Below are 26223 nucleotides of genomic sequence, written 5' to 3'. Positions count from 1 at the left end.
GAACACCAAATTGCTGCTAATGTGTAGTTTTAGACCTTGCCAACACATTTTAACTCTATTTTGCTCGCCGTTTGCTCAAATATAACAATCCTTACAAAAATTATGAATTCCTCTCTTCTCTATTCCTCTGTGTTCTCTGCGCCTCTGCGGTAAAAAAGAATTCCTTTCACAATTGGCTAACTTTTATTTTTCACTCTTGGGAATCACATACCTAATTCCGCCTTTATTCCCAGCCGCATCGCCATTGTAGCGGGGGATAACATGAATAGCCGCGTGACTGCGACTTTGACCAGCCTGTTTATTAATATTGATTCCCACATTAAAACCGTCTGGCTGAAACTCTTTACTTAACATTTCTTGCACCTTATTAGCCATAAACCAGCAAGCGGATTGCTCTCGAAACGGCAGTTCAAAATAATTGGCAACGTGACGCTTGGGGATGATTAAAACATGACCTTTGCTGGCGGGATAACCGTCAAACATCGCATAAGCTGTTGCTGATTCAGTTAGCAAAATTAGGTTTTTATACGGATTGCAGAATATGCAGTGATTAGTTGAATTTCTTTGATGATTGTAATGCACGTATTTGTAAATTTCGCAAGACTCATCTAGGTGAACTGGCTTAAAAGGAAGTTTGACAATGCACTGATATGTAGGTTTTTTGTGGACATAATGTTCTCGAAAGCCTTCTTTTTTGATATCCCTTCTCACCGCAAAATACGCCTGCCCTCCCGGTTTCAACAGGTGCGACACTTCCATCAGGACATTAGCTTGTTCTTCGGGAAACAAAACATTCAAAACATAAAAGCAAATGATTGTGTCGAATTTATCTTCGGGGAATTCCGGGAAATAATAAGGGTCATAACCCGTAATATCGAAGCCTTTTTGCTGCAACAATCTAACATCGCTGCCCAAGCCGCACCCAAAATCTAAGACTTTGCCTTGCAGCAAGTTTTTATCCAATAAAAATCTGGCTGGAAAGGACAGGGAAATTCTTTCCATTGCCGTCAGGTGGCTGAATTTATTTTGTTGCTTTTTCATGGGGGCATAAATTTGATTTCAATCGTTGTTTTTAGTCTTTTCGTAAAGGTTTTGTTAAAATTCCGAGAATTTTGTCAACTTCGTTAATATAATAATCGTTCAAGTCAATAAAAGCTGTTTGATTTACCAATTTGAGAAACTTCCAAGCATTTCCCGTGGTAACACCTCCGTAAATCGCCTCAATTTCATCATTTTGCTGTTGATTGAATCGCTGGGCTCCCAACATTTCAGCAATACACTGTCCTAATCCGTTTTTGATGTTTTCATTTTTGGCTTCTACTAAGGTTACAACTGGTGTTCTGATTTCGTACAAATCGCTGGATGCGGTGAGGATATAATCGCAGTACCCGTTAAGTCCACTTTCGGGATCGGCATTAAATTCCGTGCCGGAAAAAAAGCCGATTTGGAAGTTTAAAATGCGCCGTACTTCTAATAATACGGGAGCAATAATTAACTCGGATCGAGCTTTTTCAGTATTGATAGCATTGGCGAGAGGGATATATTCTGCTAGGGTTGTTTTGAGATATTCGCTAGGTGCAATTGATTCTACATCTGCAAACAAAACAGTTTTTTCATTAACAGTGAGGTTAAATGCTGCACGCACTTTGGTGATGGTAGTAAATTCACTATATGACATTTTAAAAGTCCTTAACTTAACTAAAAAATACCGATGATACTTGAGATTTTACCATTATTGCAGTTTGGCGATCGCCCCTTTTTCCACCAACACCTTACCAGTCACCAAATCCCGCACCGTCGCCAACAAAACCCGCCTCTCATCCACCTCAAAACTCACCGAAACCCTGTCAATTCCCAATACCCCAGGCGGATTCAAATGCGCTACGCAAACCTGCTGGTGGTGGCTTTCCAGAGAGCGAAAATCCGTTTGTTTGTTGAGTAAGCTGCTCATCATTTGCCCTTTTTCGTTAAAAATAACCTCCGCTTGCAATACCTCCGCAACTTCCCCAATATCTAACCGAATTTCCCTTTGCCCTTCAATTGCCACTTGCAACGTCAACTCTTCGGAACTTTGGCAGGGATACTTCATTTCCTTGCTAAATATCGGCGAATAAGCATAAGCTTTAGCATAAGGTTCCCAGAGGCGAATTGCATAGCTGTGGCGCAAATAATCGTCAACACTCGCTAATTGTGTCAATGCTAAAGCACCGTGCGCCACTGCTTCAAAAGGCTTGTCTCTTTGGACTTTTTGCCGCCCAAAATACGAAACCACTAAGTTAGATACAGCCGGAATTAGAGAAGTTCCTCCTACCAGCAAAACCTGTTCGATATCTGCTTTACCGATACCTTTTCCCTGTGCAATAATCAGCACTTCATCTAAACTTTCCCGCAACTGTTCTAACAACTGCCTAGATTCCAGAATTTCCTCAAGCTTCTCTCGGTTTAGCTGCAAGTCGTAAGACATAAAATTTTCATCGTCAAACCAGCTTTCCTTCGCCTCATTAACTTGAGAAAGCTGAATTTTTAATTTTTCCGCTATGTCTAATAAATTTTGCCAGCCAATTGGGCCGACTTCTGCCCGCGATGAACCAATTTGCCGCAAATAATCTTCGACAATCCAGATGTCAATATCTTCGCCGCCTACATAAGCATCGGATTTTGCTAACACTTCGGCACGCACCCCCCCCAGCCCCCCCTTGCTAAGGGGGGGAGCGAGATTTATCTCCCCCTTGCTAAGGGGGGGAGCGAGATTTATCTCCCCCTTACTAAGGGGGGAATCGAGATTTATCTCCCCCTTACTAAGGGGGGAATCGAGATTTATCTCCCCCTTACTAAGGGGGGAATCGAGATTTCTCCCCCCCTTGCTAAGGGGGGGTAAGGGGGGGGTTACAGCAGTGCGAACTAAACTTAAATCTAAAGTTCCGCCGCCAAAATCAACTACTAAAACTAGAGAGCCGGGGCGTTTTACTGCATATCCCAGGGCGGCGGCTGTGGATTCATCTATTACCTGAACTTCCGCAACTCCCAAACTTTCTCCTAAGTCGCGAAACCAATCTAGATATCGCTCAAATGATCCAACGGGGACGGTAAAAATTACTTTGTCTGCCTGTATATTTTGTAAATATAATTGTTTCCAAATAGTTTTGATAAACTGTTCAGCTACTGATTCGACTGTGTAGGTTTCGCCGTCGATATTGCGGGGCGGCGGCTGAAAATCGGCAGCTAAATTGCGTTTAAAAGCTTTGAAAAAACGGTCGGGCTGGGATTGTCCCAAACGCTGCGATCGCACTTTTTCTCCTAACACCAACTCTCCCGCCTTGTTCACAAAGACTAAAGTCGGCACTACAGATATTTCTCGAACATCTCCGCTCGAATTCTTGGTTTTAAAAATGCGGGACATCTCGCCCAATCTCAAAGTTTCTGGTGTTTGCGTATCCGGGTTAAGAATGCAGACAACCGTGTTGCTGGTGCCGAAGTCAATGGCAACTGTAGTCATGGTGATTTTAAATTTAAAATTTAATTTTTCATTCCCGCTGGCAGGGTGCGACTAACTTTAGCAGGAGTAAGAATTCGCTCTCCCTCGCGATAGCCGACAAACCGAATATAAACTAATTCTCCTTCTGTTATATCCTCAACATCCGGCTGGTGCAACTGCGGATTGTAAGGAGTTTGTTCCCACGCAGAACCGATTGTTTGAAAATCCCAGCTTGATAACAGGTTTTCTAAGGGAGTAAACAAAGCTGAGAGATTTTTGGCGGGCATATCCGGCTTGGCTTCTGCCATTTTGCGGGCGGCGGGATAGTTGGTTAACAAAGTTTGCAACTGTTCAAAGGTAGCGCGGCGAAAATCGGCAGTTAGTTGAGCTTTTTGCTGCTGCAATTCTTCTCGCAGCCGGAAACACTGCTGCCTCAATTCTTCTATTTCGCTGGGATTAGTTGTGATTGTAGCCGATATTGGCAGCGCGCTCAAAGTGCGATCGAACTCTTGAAAATTCAAATTCAGCACTGTTGCCAGCCGCCTCAGTTGGTCTAGGGTGAGTTTTCCCACGTCTCCCTGCCGCACTAAGCGCACCCCAAAGCGACTTAAGCCTGCTTTTTCGCCTAAATCTTGCCAATCGAGAATGTCTAGCTGATTCATGCGTTCCCGCAGAATTGTATCGTACTTAAACTCGATCGCATCTCCCGCCTCAGATGCAGCATAAACGTACACTAAAATTAGAAAAATGCCCCCGATAGCTAGCGCGAAGCTGAAGGCAGGCACTGTTGTTACATCAACTGTTGCACCCAGGATATCAAACATCTTTAACTCTTCTAAACTTGTTTTAAAGTCTGCGTTTGTTCAACGACCAAATTTTCTTCGCCTTGGTAGTATTCTGGCAGCAAGTCTTGAGATTCTACTTTTCCGAGGGCTTTTTCAATTCCGGCGGTGGTTTCGGTGCAACTCGAACCTGTGGCGTTGAGGACGGTTTCGGTAATTTTGCCGTCTTTGCCGATGCGGTATTCTATTTGGCGGTATTCTGCCATAATTCTGCCTCGTGGTTTAATGCTTGAGTGTTGACTCTTGAGTGTTGAGTTATATTATAGATTCTATTTACCAATTATTCTAATGAATTTTTGTAGCGACAATGCAACCGGGGTTTCGCCGGAGATTATGGCTGCGATTGCAGCGGCTAATTGCGGTGCTGTGATGTCTTACGGAGATGATGAATATACACAGCGTTTGCAAGTTAAATTTTCGGATTTGTTCGAGACATCGGTGACTGTTTTTCCGGTAGCAACTGGTTCTGCTGCTAATGCTCTGGCCCTTGCGGTTGTTACTCCTCCTTACGGCGCTGTTTACTGTCACGCGGCATCTCATATTAATGTAGATGAATGCGGCGCGCCGGAGTTTTTTACAGGCGGTGCAAAGTTAGTAACAGTAACAGGAAATCATGCTAAAATAGAGGCAGAGACTTTAGGAAAAATACTCGATCGCGCTGGTGCAGGTGTCGTCCATCACGTACAGCCCGCAGCCGTCAGCATCACTCAAGCAACGGAAGCCGGCACAGTCTACAATCCAGCGGACATTTCCCATATTTCGGAAGTAGTTCGCGCTCACAATTTGCACCTGCACATGGATGGAGCTCGCTTTGCCAATGCTGTCGCGAGTTTGGGCTGTTCTCCTGCGGATATCACTTGGCGCGCTGGTGTAGATATTCTCTCGTTTGGAGCGACAAAAAACGGCGCGATGGCTGCGGAAGCTGTGGTTTTTTTAAATCGCGAATTAGCAAAGACTTTCCCTTTTTACCGCAAGCGCAGCGGGCATCTTTTCTCGAAAATGCGGTTTTTGTCGGCGCAGTTGGAAGCGTATATAACGGATGATTTGTGGCTGAAGAATGCGGCTCATGCAAATAATATGGCCGCCAAATTAGCCGCAGGTTTGGCGGGAGTTGAGGGAGCGAATTTTTGCCATCGGGTTGAAGCCAACGAGATTTTTATTCAACTTCCCGAATCGGTAATTACAGCGGTTTTAGCTGAGGGCTTTCTGTTTTATCGGTGGGATGAATGTACTGTTAGACTGGTAACGGCTTTTAATACTTTGGAAGCGGATGTTATTGCTTTCGTGGAAGCGGTTAAACGACATCAATGATTAAAATGTAGGGGCGGGTTTTACAAATAATACCGGCCAGCTATGAACAATCTAAGAAACCCGCCCCCACCTAACAAATCATCCACATCAACCTTGATTTATATATTAAATGCGAAAAATAGGCGCGGGGATTTCTCGTTGGGTGGGGGCGGGTTTGAGAGATTGTTTGTTATTTACAATTATTGTTGGTGAAACCCGCCCCTACATTTTAAATGGGAAAAATAGGCACGGGGATTTCTCGTTGGGTGGGGGCGGGCTTGAGAGATTGCTGGTTATTTACAATTATTGTTTGTGAAACCCGTACCTACAATTTAATAGATTGAGGAACAGGTTCGGCAACTGCGGCTAGTTCGGGTTCAGCCTCTTCGAGATGTGCTTCTAAAAGGGCCAGATTCCTCATGTTTGATTTATAAAAAGCATCGAAGATATCTCCTACTAAAGGTACTGATCCCACAACGGCTTCTAGACCGATGTTGTAAACCATTTTCCCTAGAGTTTTTTGGGGAATGTTGAATCGAGTTGCTAAATAAATTAGGTAGGCGGAAAACGCGGTATCTACGATATCCCCAGCACCCGGAACTAAACCGATAATGGGATCTAAACCAATGCGAAATTTAGTGCCGGGGATGCCAATGGCGGTATCCATCAGGCGGCTGAGTTTGCGGATGCGGTTGAGGGTGGCGAGACGCTCTATGTTGTTCATATTATTATTGTTGAACTAGGTTGAAAATTTGAAATCTGTCGGAAGACGGAAAAAAATATCTAGAAACCGCTCATTCTCGATCTTCGCTAATATGCTGAATTCCCCATTCGTGCATGGCATTAATAATCGGTTTGAGACTTTCGCCCAAAGGCGTTAGCGAATATTCAACTTTTGGCGGCACTTGCAGGTAAATTTCCCGGTGCACGATCGCATCTGATTCCATTTCCCGCAGTTGCTGCGTCAGCATCTTCTGAGTAATGCCGTTGACAGCTCGTTGCAGCTCGTTAAAGCGCTTCACTCCTGGAAACAACTCCCGCAGAATCAAGACTTTCCAGCGCCCGCCTATCACCTCTAGAGTGCGTTCTACAGGGCAATTTGCTCGATCGACCTTTACTTCTTGGACTTGCATAGTATCTTTTTGGTAAGTACCGCACTTTTAAGTGCGTACTATCCATAATAGCTTGACTCGGTTTAAAATAAAAACATCAAAGAAACACCCGATAAATTTCACTGAGGATTCAGAAAATGATTACCGTCAGAAAAAGTGAAGCAAGAGGACACGCTAATCACGGTTGGCTGGACAGTTACCACACATTTTCTTTTGCCGGCTATTACGATCCAAATTATATGAATTTTCGCTCTTTGCGGGTAATTAATGAGGATTTCGTTAGCCCCGGCAGAGGTTTCGGCACTCACGGCCACAGCGACATGGAAATCATTACTTATGTATTAGAAGGAGCATTAGAACACAAGGATAGTTTGGGTACCGGTGCAGTGATTAAACCCGGTGAAGTGCAGCGGATGAGTGCAGGTACGGGTATCCAGCACAGCGAGTTCAATAACTCGCAAACAGACCCGGTTCATTTGCTGCAAATCTGGCTGTTACCCGATACAAAAGGCTTGCAGCCGAGTTACGAGCAGCGCGAATTTCCCCTAGCAGAAAGGCACGGAAAACTGCGCTTAGTGGCGGCGCGAGATGCGAGAGATGGTGCTGTGAAAGTGCATCAAGATGTTGATTTGTATGCGGCTGTTTTGGATAAAGAATCGCGGGTTTCTCATGCTTTGCAGCCGAATCGCCATGCTTGGGTGCAAGTGGCTCGCGGCTCGGTTTTGCTGAACGGTTTGACCTTGAAAAATGGCGACGCTGCGGCGGTTAGCGGTGAGTATGAGGTGGTGATTGAAGCGGCAGCAGATGCAGAAATTTTGCTTTTTGATTTAGCATAAAATTGGGCAGCCTACATACTCAGTAAGGTGCGTAATTCGCACCCTACTTAGGGTGGGTTACTACTTAGGAAATAAGTAAATAGGAGGAAGAAAGTAAATTTTATTTGTGATATTTTTTCTAAGGGTGAGTCTTTAGGATAAATTTTTATGCAACAAAACCCGATCGCCAGAAAGCATCTTGTTTGGAGCCTCATCACTGGTTTAGCAGTCGGCGCGATCGCAGGCGCACCCCTCGGCTGGATGGCTAATGGGGAATATTCGCGGCAGCGTAGGGCTGAAAGTATCATTTGCCGAGATCAAAATAGAGATAAGCCAGTTGCTATGGTTGAGTCTATTTGTGGTTCCCAATTCTAAATTTTTCTGCTAGCCAGAGGGCTGTGTCAAATATTGTGAGGCTTGTGCGAATGTCGAAAGTTCGATCGCGCAGGCATTTTCGCGTTGTAAATATGCCACAAACCGGATAACTTTTCCGTCAGTTGATATGTGGGTATGTTAAATTGACACAATAATGAATTACAGCAGAACAATTCCGGCTATTTTGAGTGCTACGATCGCCCTGAGTTCGATCGCCCTCATCCCACTGACATCACCTCAAATCGCCCTCGCATTAACCGCCGACAAAGTTAAAACCGTTGCCCAACAAATTACTGTTCGCATCCAGGGGGCAAAAGGCGGTTCAGGAGTAATTTTAGAGAAGCAGGGCAGCACATACTATATTCTCACAAACTGGCACGTTGTCGATAAAGCCGGCGATTACGAGGTCGTAACTCCCGACGGCAAAGCTCACTCTGTATACTATAGCCTCGTGCGGCGAATGCCCGGTGCGGATTTGGCGATCGTACCTTTCAGCAGCACTCAAAGCTACCCCTTGGCTCAATTAGCCAATTCCGCAGCAACTAAGGGAAACAAGGCTTATGTGGCGGGCTGGCCGATATCCGGCGGTTCCCTGAGACAGCCGATTTTCATCGCCACGGAAGGTCAGCTTACCGGCCGCCAAACTCCCTGGAACGGCTATACTTTGGTATACAACAACTTAGTGAGAGCGGGCATGAGCGGGGGCCCGGTGCTCGATGATGCAGGGCGAGTTGTCGCAATTAACGGCATTGTCAGGTTAGAGGAAAACTCCGATAAAATCGTGGCGGCGGGAATAGAAATTAATACTTTCATGAAATGGCGATCGACTATTTCCCTGCCAGTCGTTCCCCAATCTCCTACTGCCGGAAACCCTAAAACTCCGGCGAATAATGCGCCCCGCACGCCCGCAAGTGCGATCGCCTTTGCTGCTACAAATACCCTCAAAGGGCCTTCGGAAGTTGTCAGTTCCCTTGCCCTTGCTTCAGCTTATTTTACCACAGGAAATAGCAACGGCACTATCTCAGTTTGGAATTTTCCCAGCGGGCAATTAAAAACTACCCTGCAAGGTCACACGGAAGCCGTAAACGCACTGGCCGCGAGTGCGGACTCCCAGGTGTTAGCTAGCGGCAGCGACGACAAAACTGTGAAAATTTGGAATTTAGAAACTGGTGCGGTTGTACGCACTTTGAGCGGGCATTCCAATGCAGTTTCGAGCGTTGCCGTTAGCCCTGATGGTCAATTTGTAGCCAGCGGCAGTTGGGACAAAACGATTAAGATTTGGAACCCGAAAACGGGGGAACTGCTGCGGACTTTGACCGGGCATTCTGGGTTGGTGAATGCTGTTGCAATTAGCCCCGACAACAAAACTTTAGCTAGCGGCAGTAAAGATGGTTCAATTAGGTTGTGGAATTTAGCTAGCGGTCAAGCAATTCGCACGATTGGCGGCAAAAACTTGGCTGTTTTGTCGCTAGCTTTTACTCCCGACGGCAAAAGTTTAGCTGCGGGAAACAGCAATGGCACTGTTGGGTTGTGGAATGCCGGAAACGGGCAGTTAATTCGGCGTTTAAGCGGGCATACTGACGGGGTTTGGTCGGTGGCATTCAGTCGGGATGGCACTACGCTGGTTACTGGGAGTTGGGATAAGAGTGTGAGACTTTGGGATGTGCGATCGGGGGATTTGAGAGGTAATTTGAGCGGGCATTCTGGCTATGTTAGTGCTGTGGCTATTAGCAGCGATGGGAAGACTATTGTTAGTGCGGGTTGGTTGGGGGAAATTAAGATTTGGAAAAGGAGTTGAGATTTTTTTTATTTAACCGCAGAGGGCGCAGAGGGCGCAGAGGAAGAGTAGAGAGAACAGGGTTTGCGTTTGATTGAGTGGTGTTATACGATCGAGATATTTGGGATAAAAAAATGAGTGGACTAAAGACTAAATTGCCAACTGATATCTGGGTGGTAGCAACCTGGGAAGAGTTCATCGCGATGGCAGATGACCCAGCTTACAGTAAAGCAAAATGCTATTACCGCAACGGACAAATGAGGATTGAAACTATGTCAGTAGGGCCTGATCATTCACGAGATAATGCGATCGCACTTTTCGCAATTAATCTATTTTGTACTATCAAAGGTATTTCTCTTAACGGATTGGATAACTGTAGCTACCGGAAAACTGGAGTGCGAGAGTGTCAACCGGATGTATCATATTATATTGGAGAAAGAGCGCAATTAGCACCGAGGGGAAGTTCGATCGCAAGTCTTGATGTTACCCCACCGCCAGATTTAGTGATAGAGGTTGCGGACTCAACTTTGGCTGATGATATTGGTGAAAAACGGTTGCTTTACGAAGAGTTAAAAGTCGCTGAATATTGGGTAGTAGACGTGCAGAAATCTCAAATTATTGCCTTTGCTATTATTGCTGATAATGGCAGTCGGCGGCTTGTGCGATCGGAAGTTTTGCCGGGATTAACTATTGCTGTGTTGGAAGAGGCTTTGCGGCGGAGTCGCACTGAAGATCAAGCACAGGTAGGGGCTTGGTTGCTGGCTCAATTTCAGCAGTAATCTAAATAGAAAGCGATCGCCCTCTCTGCAAAAAAGCGCGATTGTCCAACCTACTTTATTTTAACTCCCGAAGCTACACGACTAAATCTTCGATCGAGAATTTCAATAAGTCGCACAGGGCTTTCATCTGTGCTGGGTATAGCTTGGGGACGTGTCTGTCGGTTTCCCAGTTGATAACTGTGGATTCCACCACATTACACGCTCTTGCCACTTGTATTCTAGTCAAACCTAGACTTTCACGTCTTTCTCTTAGCTTTTGCCCCAGCGTCATTATCTATCCCGTACTTAGTTCAGTTTATTCTATTTATTCAGTTGACTATATGTAGTTCGTGTCATAACCTAGATATAGACACAAAGTCTAACAAAGGTCAAAAGCCAGTCCGCGCCCTAGACAAGCATTGAACTGGCTTTTGCTCCAACACTGAATGGAGACAAACTTAATTATGCCCTACAAACAGCGCCTTAACAGGTGGTTGGTTGTTCGCCTGCTTCCCAATATGCAGCGAATCACTGTGGCCCACTTTTTCAGGCATTCCGATGCTGACGGCTATCTGCGGATCGTCCGGCAGTTAATCCCCAAGGCTCAATTTGTGATTGTTTTTAATGCCGATATCAACCTAGAAACAGCGCCTAACAACATCGAAGGCAGCTAGTTGAGGGTTCGGGTAGGCACGGACTCTACTGGTAGGGTGCGTCGGTTGGTAGCGATTCGATGTACATCGGCTACTCATTTCCGGGCTTGGCACCCTACTACCTAGCATTTTGCTTCAAAGTCCGATCGACACTTATGATAGATTTGGTTCTTGCCAGACTACACTGGGAAACAAAATCAAATTAGCATTTGAGCCATAAATTCGATCGACCCGCTGTGCTGGGGGGACTCTCCACTTCGTGGAACAGGCGTCCCGCCTGTGGTTGGCAAAGTAAATCTAAAATCTCAAACCTAAAATCGCGTCACTTCTGACAAATGATTGAAGTAGAACACTTAAGCAAAACTTACGGTTCGACCGCAGCGATCGCGGACGTGTCCTTCTCGGTCGAATCAGGAGAAATTCTCGGTTTTTTGGGGCCAAACGGCGCTGGTAAAACCACAACCATGCGGATTTTGTCGGGATATTTGCCGGCATCCAGCGGTACGGCCCGTATCGCCGGCCTCGATGTTCACGAAAACTCGATGGGAGTCAGACAGCGCATCGGTTATCTGCCGGAAAACCCGCCACTGTATCCAGAAATGAGTGTGGAAGGGTTTCTGTTTTTTGTCGCCAGGATTAAGCAAGTACCTGCGGGCGATCGCGCGCGACGAGTTACCTCCGCGATCGAACGCTGCGGACTGGTTGATAAACGCAAAGTTTTAATCCGCAAGCTTTCTAAAGGATTTCGGCAGCGCGTCGGTATCGCACAGGCGATCGTCCACGATCCACCGGTCATTATCTTAGACGAACCAACCGTCGGCCTCGACCCCCGACAAATCATCGAAGTCCGCAATTTAATCAAAAGTCTTGGCGGCCAGCACACAATCATCCTTTCCACGCACATTCTGCCGGAAGTCAGCATGACTTGCAACCGCGTCACCATCATCAATCGCGGTAAAATCGTCGCTGCGGGTACTCCCGAAAATTTGATGGGAGAGTTGGCTGTCGGAGAGGGTTACGAACTCGAAGTTGAAGGCGAGGGGGATTTGGTAAACAGTCTGCTGTTGCCTTCTTTGGAAACATTGCCGGGAGTTCGATCGATCGAATTGATTCCAAGCCAGCAATTTTTAGTGAATCGCTACCGCCTGCGGGCCTTGTGCGAACCGGAAAGAGAACCCGGACGAGAAATTGCTACAGCTATCGTCGCCTCTGGATTTGGACTGTGCGAAATGCGCCGGTCTCGCGCTACTCTCGAAGATGTCTTTTTAAGGCTGACAGCGGCTGAAAAGAAACCCGAAGAAAATCTGGTTCACAGCGAACCGGAGGTCGATCGAAATCTGCAAGAAGCGGCAGAAATTCAAGACTCGATCGCCGATTCTCATCAATCGGAATCACAACCGACGATCATCCCGGACAATCTGCCCGTTTCAAATAAACCAGAGTCTCTCTATGATTCTCATTCAGCATCGGAACCAGTTGCAGAAACTGAAGAGTTGCTTGATGATTCTCATTCAGCATCGGAACCGGTTGCAGAAACCGTAGAGCCGATAGAACTTTCTCCACCAGAATTAGAATCAGTTGCAGAAACCGTAGATTTGAGTGAACATCCTCAACCCGAATTAGAACCAGTTGCAGAAACCGTAGATTTGAGTGAACATCCTCAACCCGAATTAGAACCAGTTGCAGAAACCGCAGAGTTGATTGAACATCCTCAACCAGAATCAGAACCAGTTGCAGAAACCGTAGATTTGAGTGAAGCGAAGCATCTCAGTTTGGGTGTCACAGGAACCCGAGGATCTTACTCGCTACAGATATCTAAACAAGCAAGCAGGATGCTCACTTTTGTAAAAAATGTTTTTTATAAAAGTGAGAGACTCCCGATAGAACCTTCTCCACCAGAACCGATTGTCGAAAATGTAGAAGTTTCAGAAACCGTAGAGTCGCTCGACTATTCTCAACCAGAATCAGAACCAGTTGTCGAAAGGCAAGAGTCGAGCGAGCATCATGAACCAGAACCGATTGTCGAAAATCTAGAAGTTTCAGAAACCTTAGAGTCGATCGAGCATCATCAACCAGAATCCGAACCAGTTGTCGAAACAGTAGAGTCGATCGAGCATCCTCAACCAGAACCGATAGTCGAAAATCTGCTCATTCCAGAAACACCAGAGTCGATCGAGCATTCTCAACCAGAACCAGAACCAGTTGTCGAAACACCAGAGTCGATCGAACATCATCAACCAGAAGCGATTGTCGAAAATCTAGAAGTTTCACAAACAGTAGAGTCGATCGAGCATAATGAACCAGAACCGATTGTCCAAAGGCAAGAGTCGATCGACTATTCTCAACCCGAATCCGAACCAATTACAGAAACACCGGAGGAAATAAGCGATTTAGAATCTGAAATGCAACCAGTGGCAGATTTTCTGGAAACTGTAGAAAGGCAAGAGTCGATCGAACATCCTCAACCAGAACCGGTTGTCGAAAATCTACTCATTCTAGAAACAATACAGTCGATCGAGCATTCTCAACCAGAACCGATTGTCGAAAATCTGCTGATTGTCGAAACAATAGAGTCGCTAGAACATCCTCAACCAGAACCGATTGTCGAAAATCAGCTCATTATAGAAACAGTAGAGTCGATCGAGCATTCTCCACCAGAACCGATTGTCGAAAATCTACTTATTGTAGAAACAGTAGAGTCGATCGAACTTTCTCAGCCAGCACCCGAACCGATTTTAGATGCGCCAAAGTCGATCGAGCATTCTCCACCAGAACCGATTGTCGAAAATCTACTTATTGTAGAAACAGTAGAGTCGAGCCAACCTTCTCAACCCGAACCCGAACCGATTTTAGATGCGCCAAAGTCGATCGAGTATTCTCCACCAGAACCGATTGTCGAAAATCTACTTATTGTAGAAACAGTAGAGTCGAGCCAACCTTCTCAACCAGAACCGATTGTCGAAAATCTACTTATTGTAGAAACAGTAGAGTCGATCGAACTTTCTCAGCCAGAACCCGAACCGATTTTAGATGCGCCAAAGTCGATCGAACGTTCTCAACCAGAATCCCAACCTGTTGTAAAAAATCGGCCAATTAAAAAAAAGCCACAACCGAGTAGCGATTCTCGGCCCGAACAGTCGCCTATGACCAAAAAGCGACAAATAGAAAGAAAAAAACAGGATAGCGACGACAGCCAAACACCACCTGCAGGGGACTCAGAATGAACCACTTACCAATGCCCAATTACCCATTCCCAATTCCTAAATGTTAGTAATGATTAGTAATATTGTCGCAATTTACCGCAAAGAACTACAAAGCTATTTTGCATCGCCATTAGCCTATGCCATCGCAGCAGTCTTTTGGCTAATCACCGGCTACTTTTTAATAGCCATCCTCCTAGCCCCCGACGGGTTAATTCCCCAAATCGGCCAGCGAGACCAAATGGGAATTACCGAACCTCCCATCGACGTTGCTTACGAATTCCTGCAACTCTTTCTGCGAATAATGGGTTCCCTTTCCTTGTTCGTACTACCTGCACTCTCAATGGGACTTTACGCAGAAGAACGCAAACGGGGCACCTTAGAACTATTAGCCACATCGCCCTTAACAAACTGGGCAGTTGCTACCGGCAAACTCCTGGGAGTTTTAACATTTTATACCACAATGTTGCTGCCCCTGCTGTTCTGCGAGGCGATCGTCCTCAGTTCCTCAACCCCACCCGTACTCCCCGGAGTTCTTCTGCTAGGCCACGCCGGCTTAATCTTACTAGCAGCAGGAGTATTATCCCTCGGAATGTTTATTTCCTCCCTCACCGACAGCACAATTTTATCAGCCATCCTCACCTTCGCTCTAGTATTATTTCTCTGGGTGATCGATGCAGCCGCCGTCGCTATCGGTGGCGCCTTCGGAACAGCATTAGGACATTTGTCGCTCCTAACAAATTATACCAATCTTGTCAAGGGAGTTTTCGATACCAGCAGTTTAATTATGTTTGCCAGTTACATCATTTTAGGAGTATTTCTGACCGCCCAATCTATCGATGCCTTGCGATATCAGCGTTCTTAAAAACATCAGGGAAGGCTTCGGGGAATAAAGAGGAAAGATGGGGAAAGTAGGAGATTTGGAGAATTGCACATTAAAGGACACACCACCAATGCCCAATGCCCTGTTTGCCCAATGCCCCATTCCCCATTCCCCATCCCCAATTAATGTTAGTTATTCCACTAATTTCTTGAAATAATGAGATTTATCAATCCCAAAATCGACTTTGCGTTCAAAAAAATATTCGGTTCCAGCGACAGCAAAGACATCCTGATTAATTTTTTAAACGCCATCCTTTATGAAGCACAGCCGATTATCGAAGACTTAGAAATAATCGACTCCCAACCAGAACCTCAAACTCTCCCAACCCAAGACACCCACCTAGATGTCAAAGCCACAATTAACGGCGGCAGAATCGCCCTAGTTGAAATTCAACTGATCAACGTGCCTTCCTTTGGGAACAGAGTTTTGTACAACGCTGCCAAAAGCTACAGCCAGCAATTAACAGGAAAAGAACGCTACGAAAGACTAAAAACAGTAATTTCCTTGAAAATTGCCGACTTTGAAATGTTTGAAAATCAGCCAGAATTTTTGTCACGGTTTGTTTTTCAAGAAAAAGAGCAACAGTTTGAGTGTCCAGATACTGCAATAGAATTAGTATTTATCGAACTGCCAAAATTTACCAAGGAATTAGCAGAATTAGCAACAACAGCAGAGCAATGGATTTACTTTCTCGAAAAAGCCAGCACTCTGGAGACAGTACCAGAAACACTCAGTGCAGTTCCCGAAATTCAGAAAGCTTTTAAAATTGCCAGCGAGGAAAATTTCAATCAGGAAGAATTAAATGAATTGCAGAAGCAAGAACTGTGGATTCAAGACCAGCAGATTGCCATAGATGTAGCAAGAGAACAGGTTACAAAAACCGCTCAACTCTCGTTAATATTGCGTCAGCTAGTGAAGCGCTTAGGCACAATACAACCGGAAACTGAAAACAGCATCCGTCAATTAGGCGTAGAGCAATTAGAAGAACTAGGAGATGCCGTGATCGATTTCAACAAGCCGTCAGATTTAACAGCATGGTTGCAGGCTAATGCCATATAGAATAACATCCTCGACCCGGAAATTTTTCCCTCAATATTTACGTTATGAAAATTAGCAAAACAAATTGGAAATACGTTTTTTTGCTGGGCCCCCTCCTCATCGCAGCGGGGGTAACAGCAGCACTTGTATCCGGAGTATGGGAACCATTGACAGTCGGTTTAGTTATTGCCGGAGCAGTGACGATCGCACTTTGGCTGCTATATTTGAGTTACGAACAAAGCTTTTGGGGGCGGCGTTCCACTCAAGCCAGCACCAACGCCCTGATTGCTACCCTCGCCGTCTTTGTGATTCTCGGAGTAATTAACTTCATAGCCGTTCGCTATCCCGTCCGCATCGACTTAACCGAAAGCCAACAATTTACCCTTGCCCCGCAGACTCAACAAATACTGCGAAACCTGCAACAAACAGTCAAAGTTTGGGTATTTGACCCCATCCAAAACCCCCAAATTAAAGAATTGCTGCAAAGCTACAAACGCGAGGGAGGCGAAAAGTTCCAATTCGAGTTTGTTGACCCGCAGACGCAACCGGGAAAAGCGCGGGAATTTAGCATTACCAGCATCGGAGAAGTTTACCTGCAATCCGGGGACAAAAAACAAGTTCTGCAAAAAGGTGGCACTGCTTTTGGTAGCGACCCAAATCAAGGTCTTTCAGAGATAAAACTTACCAATGGCTTAGAAGAAATCCTGAGCACTCGCGTTGCTACAGTTTACTTTTTGCAAGGCAAAGGAGCCCGCCCGCTACAGGAAGGTCAAGGCGGAATTCAGCAAGCTGAAAAAGCTTTGAAAGATAAATACTACAACGCCCAAACGCTGAATTTGACCGAACGCAAAGAAGTGCCAGAAGATGCAGATGCTTTAATCGTTCCCGGGCCGGACAAACCGTTTTCCGATACAGAAATTAAAGCACTAAAAGCTTATCTCGATCGCGGCGGCAGTTTATTGTTAATGGTAGACCCGGCAATTGATACGGGATTGGACAAATTGCTGCAAGAATGGGGCGTCAAACTAGACAGCCGTTTGGCCATCGATGCTTCGGGCACTGGTCAAAGATTTGGCCTGGGCCCCACGGTTCCTACAGTCAGGCGCTACGGCGAACATCCGATTACTCAAAGTTTTGGCAACGGTATTTCATTTTATCCGTTTGCGCGTGCTTTGGAAACCTCGCCAGTAGAAGGGATAGAGGAAAAACCGCTGATTTGGACGAGTCAGGAAAGTTGGGCCGAAAGCGATTTGACGACTAAGAAATTGGAGTTTGATCAAAAGACCGATCGACAAGGACCGCTATTATTAGGTGTAGCTTTAGTTCGATCGTCCACTGACAGCACTCCCTTAAAGCCCTCCCCTTCACCAACACCAACTTCGCCCTCGCCTTCACCCCAAGCATCGCCGACAACTTCCCCATCGCCGACAACATCGCCATCACCGATAGATTCACCATCGCCGATAGATTCACCATCGCCAACAACTTCACCCTCACCGACAGATTCACCATCGCCAACAACTTCACCCTCACCGACAGATTCACCATCGCCAACAACTTCACCCTCACCGACAACTTCACCATCACCGACAACTTCGCCATCGCCGACAACTTCCCCATCACCGACAACTTCACCATCACCGACAACTTCGCCATCACCGACAGATTCACCATCACCGACAACATCACCGTCGCCGACAACTTCACCAACAGCTTCCCCAATCAGCTATTCGGTGATTGTCTCGCAAGAAGCTACGCCGCCAGCATTACCCACGACTTCGCCAACACCCACAGCATCTCCCACAGCATCTCCCACAGCATCTCCAGAAAGTTCGCCAACACCCACAACCTCTCCCACAGCATCTCCCAGCCCAACGGCAACTCCTTCTGCGCCTTCAACTCCTAGAAAAACATCGCGAATGGTAGTAATTGGCACATCTCAATTTGTGACTAACGGTTGGTTTGACCAACAACTCAATAGCGACGTGTTTCTCAATTCAGTCAGTTGGTTGAGTAAACCAGACCAGCAAAGCTTTTCTATCAGTCCGAAAAAAGCTACCAACCGCCGCATTAACATGACGGCCATCCAAGTAGGATTGCTGGTTTTAGCTTGGCTAATTTGGCCTTTACTCGGACTGGGAATTGGCGGCGCTATCTGGTGGAAGAGAAGATAAGTTAGTTGACAGTTGACAGTTGACAGTTGACTGTTGTCAGTTGTCAGTTGACAGTTGTCAGTTGTCAGTTGACAGTTTGCAGTTGACAGTTTGCAGTTGTCAGTTGTCAGTTGTCAGTTGTTATTAATAACAAACTCCCCAATTCCCAATGCCCAATTCCCAATGCCCAATTCCCAATGCCCAATTCCCAATGCCCAATTCCCAATGCCCAATTCTCAGTTATTATGAAATTGCAGAAAAATACATTAGTATTGATAGCCGTCGCGCTTAGCATGACTGGGTTGGTTGCTTTGTTCGAGATGCAAGTGTCTCCGAAACAGGAAGCCGCTAAGGAAGAAAAACAGAAAATTTTTGCTTTTAAGTCCGATCGCGTACAATTCTTTACAGTCAAAACTCCTGAAAAAATATTGACTTTTGAACGTGTTTATGCTACAAAAGGAGGCAAGTCTAGCTGGGAAATGAAATTGCCAGTGCAAGCACACGCAAGTCAGGCATCGGTGGATTTTTTGCTAGACAGGCTGGCAACAGGAAAGAGCGATCGCACGATTAATATTACTGCAGCTCAACTGCCCGAATTCGGTCTCGACCAACCCCAAGCTACAGTCACAGTAAAACTGGACAACCAGGAAACTCACCGCCTAGTTTTAGGCAAAACAGACTTTAGCGGCCGCTTCTTGTACGCTCAAGCCAATCCGCCGGAAGCGCCCCCTCAAAATTCCGCCCAAAATTTGCCCGTGCTGCTAGTGCCTTTTGACTTTAAAAATGCCGTCCAGCGACCTTTGTCAGAGTGGAAAAAAGCAGAAGCACCCAAAACAGAGAAACCGCAAAAACCCTCTCCCACGCCAAGTCCTGAGAATAAATAGATAGATGACCCATCGCTCTGAGATGTTGCACCCTTCTCAATAAGGCTTTTATGAACAGGCTTTTCGGCCTGTTCCACAAAGAGTAAATTTTTTTGTGGAACAGGCCGAAAAGCCTGTTGCTGACGCCTGTTGCTGACAATGGTGCGCTCTGGGATAGAATTTAAAGAACAAATCCCAAAACCTGTTACATCCAACATTCCTCACCTAAAATACAGAAAAGTCTAAACTTAAACTGTATTTAAGTAGCGTGCATTACCCCCAGGAAAGGGCGAATATGTTTCAGACAGCACTCAACCAAGGTACGACAGCAACGGATACAGCGCTTGACGTTGAACTCCGCAAGGTCTTTAAGGTATTTAACGGCGAAACCGCAGTCCGTGGAGTTGACCTCAACATCCGCCAAGGAGAATTTTTTAGCATCCTCGGGCCTAGCGGCTGCGGCAAGACTACGACGCTGCGCTTAATCGCTGGGTTCGAGACTCCCTCGGCGGGCGAATTGATGATTCGCGGCCAGTCGATGACCAACACTCCAGCTTACCGCCGTCCGGTAAATACTGTGTTTCAAAGCTATGCTTTGTTCGGACACATGAATGTCTGGGACAATATCGCTTTTGGATTGCGGATCAAAAAGCTGGGGAAAGCAGAAATTGAAGAACGGGTACGGGAAGTTTTGCAATTGGTGAAAATGGAATCTTTCGCCAACAGGTTTCCCGGTCAAATGTCGGGCGGCCAGCAGCAGCGGGTGGCTTTGGCGAGAGCTCTGGTAAATCGACCGGCGGTTTTGCTGCTAGATGAGCCCCTGGGTGCTCTGGATTTGAAGTTGCGGAAGCAGATGCAGTTGGAACTGTCGAATTTACATCAAGAATTGGGTTTGACTTTTGTGATGGTGACTCACGACCAAGAAGAGGCGATGAGTCTGTCTGACCGGATTGCGGTGATGCACGAGGGCAGGATTGAGCAAATTGGCTCTCCTGAAGAAATTTATGAGTGTCCCCAGACGGCTTTTGTGGCGGATTTTATTGGCGATACGAATTTGTTTGCGGGTACGGTAGAATCGATAGACCGATCGACTATCACAGTTCGCACATCAGCCAATCTGAAAATTATCGTTCAGCAGTCGGATATGTGGAGTGGTGTCACAGGCGACTCTGTTGTGGTCAGCGTCCGGCCGGAAAAAGTATATTTGAATCTCTACCAGCCGGAAGTGTCGGTCAACTGTTTTGAAGGGCGGCTCAAAAATACTATGTACATGGGCACGCACGTTCATTACGTGGTTGAGTTGTCGTCGGGCGATAAAATTACTGTGCGCCAGCCAAATACCGGCGGCTCTTTCCCAGATCCGCACACGCCGATTTACGCTTACTGGGGAACTACTGATTGTCTGGCTTTGACCGATCGGAATTAATCAGTTGGCAGTTGGTAGTTGGTATTAGTCATTAGTCATTAGTCATTAGTCATTGGTTATTTGTTGGTGGTGGGTTCTCCTAACAAATAACATAGGACAATTCCCAATTCCCAATTACCAATTCCCTAATCTTCAATCTTCAATCTCCAAATCTAAAATCTAAAATCTAAAATCTAAAATCGAACTGTGCCTCCGACTAACTTACCAATTTCCAGGATTTTCCCGGCTAATTCTACACGCCGTCAGTTCCTAAAAAATTCGGCGGCGACAATTTCCGGGTTAGCTGTTTCGAGTTGCGGCTGGCGACTTGCAGACGTACAATCTGCTCCTCCCGTCAAAGGTGATGCCGACCAACTTTTCATCTATACTTGGGCAGGCTATACCGATAACGCTTTGCTCGATCGCTTTGCCGAAAAAACAGGCATTCGCGTGGTTGCAGACGTATTTGACTCCAATGAGGCGATGCTGGCTAGGGTTCAAGCTGGCGGTGGCCGCGCCTACAGCATCATTTACCCGTCTGACTACATGGTGATTCAGATGACGGAACTGGGGCTGTTGAGCCAATTAGACCACTCGATTTTGGGCGGACTCGATCGACTAAAAAAACAGTTCCAAAACCCTGTTTATGACCCAGGAAACCGCTACAGCGTCCCTTTGAGTTGGGGAACCACAGGCTTAATTTACAACAGCGAACAGCTCAAAGAAGCTCCTGAAGATTGGGAGTATTTGTGGCAGCACAAACAGGAGTTAGCAAGGCGAATGACGCTGGCAAATGATGTTCGAGAAGTGATGGGCGCTGCGTTGCGGATGTTGGGCTATTCTCTCAATTCTACGAACCAAGAGCAAGTGAAACAAGCTTACGAAAAGTTGGTGGAACTCAAACCGGCGATCGCATCTTTTACCACTGATGCTTGGCGGCCGCAAATGCTGACGGGGGATTTGAAGGTAGCTATGTGTTATTCTTCTGATGCTAATGAGGTAATCCCAGATAATGACAAATTGCGCTATGTTGTGCCAAAAAGCGGTTCTTCTCTGTGGACTGACACTTTAGTAATTCCTAAAGGTGCTCCCAATCCCGAAGCAGCTTATAAGTGGATTAACTTTATGCTGCAAGCGGATGTCGCTGCTTCTTTAGTAGAACGGCTCAGTTTCTCAACTCCTTCGGAAGATGCTTTTAGTTTGCTGACGCCGGAAGTCCGCGAAAATGAAATTCTTTTCCCTTCGGAGGCAACTTTGAAAAATTGCGAAGGTGTTGCTCCGGTAGGAAAATTTATAGACGTGTACGATCGCTATTGGACTAAATTAACCAGCGGCTAATCTTATTTTTGCCATAAATTTCATGTGGATTTCGATTTACCGTGGGGTGGGGGCGGGTTTATGAGATTGTTTATTTTAGGCATAGATTGTTGGTGAAACCCGCCCCTACATTACATTTCGATTTACCGTGGGGTGGGGGCGGGTTTAGAAGATTGTTTATTTTACGCATAGATTGTTGTTGGTGAAACCCGCCCCTACAAATCAAAACTCAAAACTCAACACTATTTATTTATGGCTGTTTCAACTAGAACTCCCCCTCCTATTCCTCCCAATTCTTCTTTGAAGGCTGAAACTGTTTCCCCGTGGTCGGCGTGGGCTGGGCCACTGGCATTGCTAGGCCCTTCTGGCTTGTTGCTGCTTTTATTATTAGTCATACCAACTTTGGTGATTTTTCAGCTTAGTTTGGTGCCGAATATTAAACCTGGAGATTTGGTGAATCCTTCGGGAATCGGCAATTACCTGCGAGTGTTTGAGCCGCTGAATTTGCAGGTGATTGGTCGATCGCTCTTTTTCGCAACGGGGACTACTATTCTGTGTTTGCTGCTGGGATTTCCTGTGGCTTACTGGATCGCCCTCAATGTGTCGAAAAAGTGGCGGAATTTAACTTTGTTAGGCTTTGTGTTGCCGCTGTGGACTTCTTCGCTGTTGCGATCGTATGCTTGGATTACAATTCTGCGTCCTACGGGCGTTCTCAACTCGCTGCTGGCACTTGTAGGCATTCCTCCTCTAGAATTGCTTAATCAAAGTTCCGCAGTTTTAATCGGCATGGCTTACAGCTATTTACCTTATATTGTGACAATTCTCTACGCTTCTTTGGAAAAGTTAGACCGCAGGTTGCTAGAAGCATCTCAGGATTTGGGCGCGAATCCAGTGGAAACTTTCTGGAAAGTGACAGTACCTCAGACGATGCCGGGAATTGCTGCGGGTTCTTTGCTAGTATTTATTAGCAGTTTGGGCGATTTTGTCGATCCAGAGTTGCTCGGTGGAGCTTCGAGCATGACGGCGGCTCGTTTAATTTACAATCAGTTTTTGGGGGCGACTCAAAATTGGGGTCTGGGTTCGGCTCTGAGTATGGTATTAATCTTTGCAGTGAGTATCGGAATTGCCCTTTTGCTCAAATATGGCGATCGTAATACAATTTAGGATGTTGAAGGAAGAAGGAAGAAGGAAGAAGGAAGAAGGAAGAAGGAAGAAGGAAGAAGGAAGAAAACAATCCTAATCTCTTACAAATTACCAATTACCGATTACCGATTACCGAGAAATGGAAAATACCCCCGAAAATCCACAGGAGGAAATACAACCCGATATGTACTTAAAACCTAAATTTAAGATTTCTTGGCAGGTGATATTTGCCGTTGTGATGTTTTTTTATATGTACCTGCCCATCCTGGTACTCACCTTTTACAGCTTTAACAAATCGCGTTTTAGCGCAGGTTGGGAAGGATTTACTTTAGATTGGTACGTTAAATTATTTAGCGATACGCGGATTTTAGTTGCCCTGAGAAACAGTTTAACAGTGGCTGTTTGTGCAGTTGCAATCTCGGCTGTACTAGGCACTTTGATGGCAGTTGGTTTAGCCCGCTACCGCTTTCCTGGCAAGAATTTATATCAGGGAGTTTCCTACTTGCCGATTATTATTCCAGATATTGCGACCGCAGTTGCTACTCTGGTATTTTTAGCGGCGCTGGCTATTCCTCTGAGTTTGTGGACAATTGTCGCCGCTCACGTTGTGTTTTGTCTGGCTTACATCGCTCTAGCTGTTTCTACTAGATTGGCAGATTTAAACCCGTATTTAGAAGAGGCTGCCTTGGATTTAGGTGCAACGCCTGTTGAAGCTTTTATTCAGGTTTTGCTCCCTCAATTAATACCCGGAATTGTTTCGGGTTGTCTGCTGTCTTTTGTCCTCAGCATGGACGATTTTTTGATTGCGAGTTTTACCGCAGGTAGCGGGACTACAACTCTGCCGATGGAAATTTTTAGCCGGATTCGGACTGGGGTAAAACCTGATATTAATGCTCTCAGCGTGCTGTTGATAGTAGGTTCGGGAGGATTGGCATTTTTAGCGGAATATTTGCGCGGTCGGGGCGAGCAAAAACGGGTTCATTAGTCATTAGTCATTAGTCATTAGTCATTGGTGATTGGTTATTAGTCATCAAAAAACCCGGTTTCTTAAAGAAACCGGGTTTTTGAAGCGGTAAGGTGCGAAGTACAAACCCTATAGAGGTTCTGCGTCAAGGACTGAATTGCTGCTATTTTGCTGCTGGTAATTTCACCTTAGTAGCCAAACCTAGTGCTTCCAAAACTTGAATTGTCATCCAAGTGAAGTCAATTTCCCACTTTTCCATCCCGTGACGCGCAGAGTATTGATAAGCATGGTGGTTGTTGTGCCAGCCTTCGCCGTAAGTCAAAAGCGCAACCCACCAACAGTTAGTAGAACTATCGTTTGTTTCGTAGGTGCGGTAGCCAAATTTGTGAGTGGCGCTGTTAACAAACCACGTGCAGTGATACACCAAAACTAAGCGTACAAAAATTACCCACACTACAAACGGCCAGCCTGCTGCTAAATAAAGCAAGACGCCAAAGACGATTTGCATCGGGAGAAAGTAGTTTTGCAAAAATTGGTAAAATGGATCGCTCGAAATGTCTTTTGTGCAGCGGGCAATTTCAGCGTGAGCTGGACCTTTATATAGCATCCAGCCGATGTGACTCCACCAAAAACCCTTTTGGGCATTGTGAGGGTCGAGCGCATTTTGGTCAGAGTTGGTGTGGTGCAATCGGTGCAGCCCAACCCAATCAATTATTCCTCCTTGACAGGCAAGGGCTCCGCAAAATGCTAGAAAATATTCTACGAATTTTGGTGTCTGAAAACTGCGGTGGGTGAGCATACGATGCCATCCGAGAGTTATTCCCAAACCGCCAGTTATCCAGTGCATGAATACTGTTACACCAACTGCTGTCCAATTGAAGTTACTGGGTAGCAGTGCGAACAAAGCACCGATATGAAGTCCTGCTAAACTAATAACGTGCTTCCAATTGTATTGGAGTTTTTCTTGCGTTGCAATTGTCATTCTCTTTTTGATTTCTGATGAGATGCCGAGCTAGATTCACGCATAATAGTTGGGATTGAGCAGTGAACTTTTTTGCTGCACTCTTGCCCAAACTAATAAAGAATCAATGATAGATTTGGGATTAGGATTGAAAAAGATTTACGGTTGTATTTTGAAAATAAAAAATTTGGCTGCCAAACAAAATTTTTTGTTCCCGATTATATTATAACTGATTCTGGTTTTGGTTGGGTCGATCGCACCAGGGGAGTCGATCTCTGTTCAACCCAACCTCTACCATCGCAAAAACAGGATGAGGCATTGGTCACCAGCCATTAGTCCAGAACTGATGACCTACAACCAATGACTAATTGCCGATGGCTATTTTTCGGCTAATTTCACTTTGGTTGCCAAACCCAGCGATTGCAGCAATTGAATTGTCATCCAGGTGAAGTCGATTTCCCACCATTGGAGACCGTGGCGAGCCGAGTATTGAAAGGCGTGGTGGTTGTTGTGCCAGCCTTCGCCGTAGGTAAGCAGAGCCACCCACCAGCAGTTGGTCGATCGATCGCCCGACTCGTAGGTGCGGTAGCCGAATTTGTGGGTAGCGCTGTTAACCAGCCAAGTGCAGTGGAACACCACCACGATCCGCAGAAACACACCCCAAACCACGAAAGACCAGCCGCCTAATAAATAAAGCAACACACCGAAGACAACTTGGATGGGGATAAAATATGCTTGGAGAAACTTGTATACTGGGTCGTCGCCGATGTCTTTAGTAAAGCGGGGGATTTCCACTCTGATCGGGAGATCCGAGAGCATCCAGCCCATGTGGCTCCACCAGAAGCCTTGATTGGAATCGTGGGGATCTGTTTCGGTGTCGGAATGTATGTGGTGTAACCGGTGCATTCCTACCCAGTCGATCGGACCACCTTCACAGGAAAGGGTACCGCAAATAACTAGAAAATACTCTAGCCATTTCGGTGTTTGAAAACTGCGGTGGGTGACGAGGCGGTGAAATCCGAGAGTAATTCCTAAACCACCTGTTACCCAATGCAGGAATACTGCTAGCCCGACAGCAGACCAGCTAAAATTACCCGGCAGCAAAGCAAATAAAGCACCGATGTGCAGAAAGGCCATAAAGCCTACGACAGGCCAATCAGGAGAAGTTTTTTTGGAAGTTGCAATCGTCATGAATATAT

The 26223-nt window shown here is 46.0% G+C and carries 24 protein-coding genes and 1 pseudogene; 15 read left to right on the top strand and 10 right to left on the bottom strand.

The genetic code is table 11. The annotated features are described in order from the left end of the window. Positions 1–183: 183 nt before the first annotated feature. Genes QUB35_RS14565 through QUB35_RS14545 form a run of 5 tightly spaced genes read right to left on the bottom strand, consistent with a single transcriptional unit; the run spans position 184 to position 4523 of the window. A complete protein-coding gene (locus QUB35_RS14565; RefSeq protein ID WP_333142576.1) occupies positions 184–1041 on the bottom strand; it encodes a bifunctional class I SAM-dependent methyltransferase/HIT family protein in 858 nt (285 codons plus the stop codon). A gap of 31 nt (positions 1042–1072) precedes the next feature. Further along, positions 1073–1678 (bottom strand): hypothetical protein, encoded by a 606-nt coding sequence (locus QUB35_RS14560; protein WP_333142575.1) that lies wholly within the window; start codon positions 1676–1678, stop codon positions 1073–1075. A 54-nt stretch (positions 1679–1732) separates the two neighbouring features. Next, the gene (locus QUB35_RS14555; RefSeq protein ID WP_333142574.1) at positions 1733–3496 is read right to left on the bottom strand and encodes an Hsp70 family protein; all 1764 of its coding nucleotides are present in this window, start codon (positions 3494–3496) and stop codon (positions 1733–1735) included. A 20-nt stretch (positions 3497–3516) separates the two neighbouring features. Next, the gene (locus tag QUB35_RS14550; protein ID WP_333142573.1) at positions 3517–4299 is read right to left on the bottom strand and encodes an XRE family transcriptional regulator; all 783 of its coding nucleotides are present in this window, start codon (positions 4297–4299) and stop codon (positions 3517–3519) included. An 11-nt stretch (positions 4300–4310) separates the two neighbouring features. Continuing rightward, positions 4311–4523, bottom strand: a complete 213-nt coding sequence (locus QUB35_RS14545) for a DUF2997 domain-containing protein (RefSeq protein WP_006633566.1) — start codon at positions 4521–4523, stop codon at positions 4311–4313. An 82-nt stretch (positions 4524–4605) separates the two neighbouring features. On the opposite strand from QUB35_RS14545, the gene QUB35_RS14540 reads away from it, so the two are divergent. Then, the gene (locus QUB35_RS14540; protein ID WP_333142572.1) at positions 4606–5628 is read left to right on the top strand and encodes a beta-eliminating lyase-related protein; all 1023 of its coding nucleotides are present in this window, start codon (positions 4606–4608) and stop codon (positions 5626–5628) included. A 304-nt stretch (positions 5629–5932) separates the two neighbouring features. On the opposite strand, the gene QUB35_RS14535 is transcribed toward QUB35_RS14540, so the two are convergent. Both QUB35_RS14535 and QUB35_RS14530 read right to left on the bottom strand, forming a co-directional pair. Further along, positions 5933–6331 (bottom strand): DUF4112 domain-containing protein, encoded by a 399-nt coding sequence (locus QUB35_RS14535; RefSeq protein WP_333142571.1) that lies wholly within the window; start codon positions 6329–6331, stop codon positions 5933–5935. Between the two features lie 70 nt (positions 6332–6401). Beyond that, complete coding sequence (locus QUB35_RS14530; protein ID WP_333142570.1) at positions 6402–6740, bottom strand: helix-turn-helix domain-containing protein; 339 nt, start codon at positions 6738–6740, stop codon at positions 6402–6404. Between the two features lie 116 nt (positions 6741–6856). Here QUB35_RS14530 and QUB35_RS14525 point away from each other — a divergent pair, with 116 nt between their 5' ends. From QUB35_RS14525 to QUB35_RS14510, 4 genes are all read left to right on the top strand, one after another. Beyond that, positions 6857–7555: a pirin family protein gene (locus QUB35_RS14525; protein ID WP_333142569.1), complete on the top strand. Its 699-nt coding sequence runs from the start codon at positions 6857–6859 to the stop codon at positions 7553–7555. 147 nt (positions 7556–7702) lie between these two features. After that, positions 7703–7909, top strand: a complete 207-nt coding sequence (locus QUB35_RS14520; RefSeq protein WP_333142568.1) for a hypothetical protein — start codon at positions 7703–7705, stop codon at positions 7907–7909. Between the two features lie 154 nt (positions 7910–8063). After that, a complete protein-coding gene (locus QUB35_RS14515) occupies positions 8064–9707 on the top strand; it encodes a trypsin-like peptidase domain-containing protein (RefSeq protein WP_333142567.1) in 1644 nt (547 codons plus the stop codon). Between the two features lie 113 nt (positions 9708–9820). After that, positions 9821–10465 (top strand): Uma2 family endonuclease, encoded by a 645-nt coding sequence (locus QUB35_RS14510; protein ID WP_333052734.1) that lies wholly within the window; start codon positions 9821–9823, stop codon positions 10463–10465. A 73-nt stretch (positions 10466–10538) separates the two neighbouring features. Here QUB35_RS14510 and QUB35_RS14505 read toward each other — a convergent pair whose 3' ends face one another. Then, positions 10539–10736, bottom strand: a complete 198-nt coding sequence (locus QUB35_RS14505) for a helix-turn-helix transcriptional regulator (protein WP_332970604.1) — start codon at positions 10734–10736, stop codon at positions 10539–10541. 172 nt (positions 10737–10908) lie between these two features. On the opposite strand from QUB35_RS14505, the gene QUB35_RS14500 reads away from it, so the two are divergent. The 10 genes and pseudogenes from QUB35_RS14500 to QUB35_RS14455 all read left to right on the top strand — a co-directional run bounded on the left by QUB35_RS14500 (position 10909) and on the right by QUB35_RS14455 (position 24084). Beyond that, entirely contained in the window at positions 10909–11118 is a 210-nt protein-coding gene (locus QUB35_RS14500; protein WP_332999805.1) for a hypothetical protein, read from the top strand. A gap of 314 nt (positions 11119–11432) precedes the next feature. After that, positions 11433–12467 (top strand): annotated as a pseudogene (locus QUB35_RS14495) (ABC transporter ATP-binding protein); the annotation flags it as partial. Between the two features lie 1894 nt (positions 12468–14361). Continuing rightward, on the top strand, positions 14362–15162 hold the full coding sequence (locus QUB35_RS14490; RefSeq protein WP_333142566.1) for an ABC transporter permease: 801 nt from the start codon (positions 14362–14364) through the stop codon (positions 15160–15162). Positions 15163–15336: 174 nt separating this feature from the next. After that, the gene (locus QUB35_RS14485; protein WP_333142565.1) at positions 15337–16239 is read left to right on the top strand and encodes an Rpn family recombination-promoting nuclease/putative transposase; all 903 of its coding nucleotides are present in this window, start codon (positions 15337–15339) and stop codon (positions 16237–16239) included. 44 nt (positions 16240–16283) lie between these two features. Then, positions 16284–18392 carry a Gldg family protein gene (locus QUB35_RS14480; RefSeq protein WP_333142564.1) on the top strand — a complete coding sequence of 703 codons (2109 nt, stop codon included), beginning with the start codon at positions 16284–16286 and terminating at the stop codon, positions 18390–18392. 176 nt (positions 18393–18568) lie between these two features. After that, positions 18569–19255 (top strand): DUF4340 domain-containing protein, encoded by a 687-nt coding sequence (locus QUB35_RS14475; protein ID WP_333142563.1) that lies wholly within the window; start codon positions 18569–18571, stop codon positions 19253–19255. A gap of 274 nt (positions 19256–19529) precedes the next feature. Then, the gene (locus QUB35_RS14470; RefSeq protein WP_333142562.1) at positions 19530–20660 is read left to right on the top strand and encodes an ABC transporter ATP-binding protein; all 1131 of its coding nucleotides are present in this window, start codon (positions 19530–19532) and stop codon (positions 20658–20660) included. Positions 20661–20846: 186 nt separating this feature from the next. After that, entirely contained in the window at positions 20847–21977 is a 1131-nt protein-coding gene (locus QUB35_RS14465; protein ID WP_333142561.1) for a spermidine/putrescine ABC transporter substrate-binding protein, read from the top strand. A 231-nt stretch (positions 21978–22208) separates the two neighbouring features. Then, complete coding sequence (locus tag QUB35_RS14460) at positions 22209–23120, top strand: ABC transporter permease (RefSeq protein ID WP_333142560.1); 912 nt, start codon at positions 22209–22211, stop codon at positions 23118–23120. 118 nt (positions 23121–23238) lie between these two features. Next, on the top strand, positions 23239–24084 hold the full coding sequence (locus QUB35_RS14455; protein WP_333142559.1) for an ABC transporter permease: 846 nt from the start codon (positions 23239–23241) through the stop codon (positions 24082–24084). Positions 24085–24226: 142 nt separating this feature from the next. Here the strand turns inward: QUB35_RS14455 and QUB35_RS14450 are convergent, their stop codons facing one another. Together QUB35_RS14450 and QUB35_RS14445 are read right to left on the bottom strand one after the other, a co-directional pair. After that, positions 24227–25045: a fatty acid desaturase gene (locus QUB35_RS14450; protein ID WP_333142558.1), complete on the bottom strand. Its 819-nt coding sequence runs from the start codon at positions 25043–25045 to the stop codon at positions 24227–24229. 357 nt (positions 25046–25402) lie between these two features. Continuing rightward, positions 25403–26215: an acyl-CoA desaturase gene (locus QUB35_RS14445; RefSeq protein ID WP_333142557.1), complete on the bottom strand. Its 813-nt coding sequence runs from the start codon at positions 26213–26215 to the stop codon at positions 25403–25405. Positions 26216–26223: the final 8 nt, after the last annotated feature.

Origin of the sequence: Microcoleus sp. B13-B6 (genome assembly GCF_036705405.1) — a bacterium.
Taxonomy (GTDB): Bacteria; Cyanobacteriota; Cyanobacteriia; order Cyanobacteriales; family Microcoleaceae; genus Microcoleus.
Note: the sequence above shows the minus strand (reverse complement) of the source record. Positions and strands in the feature narration are given on the sequence as shown.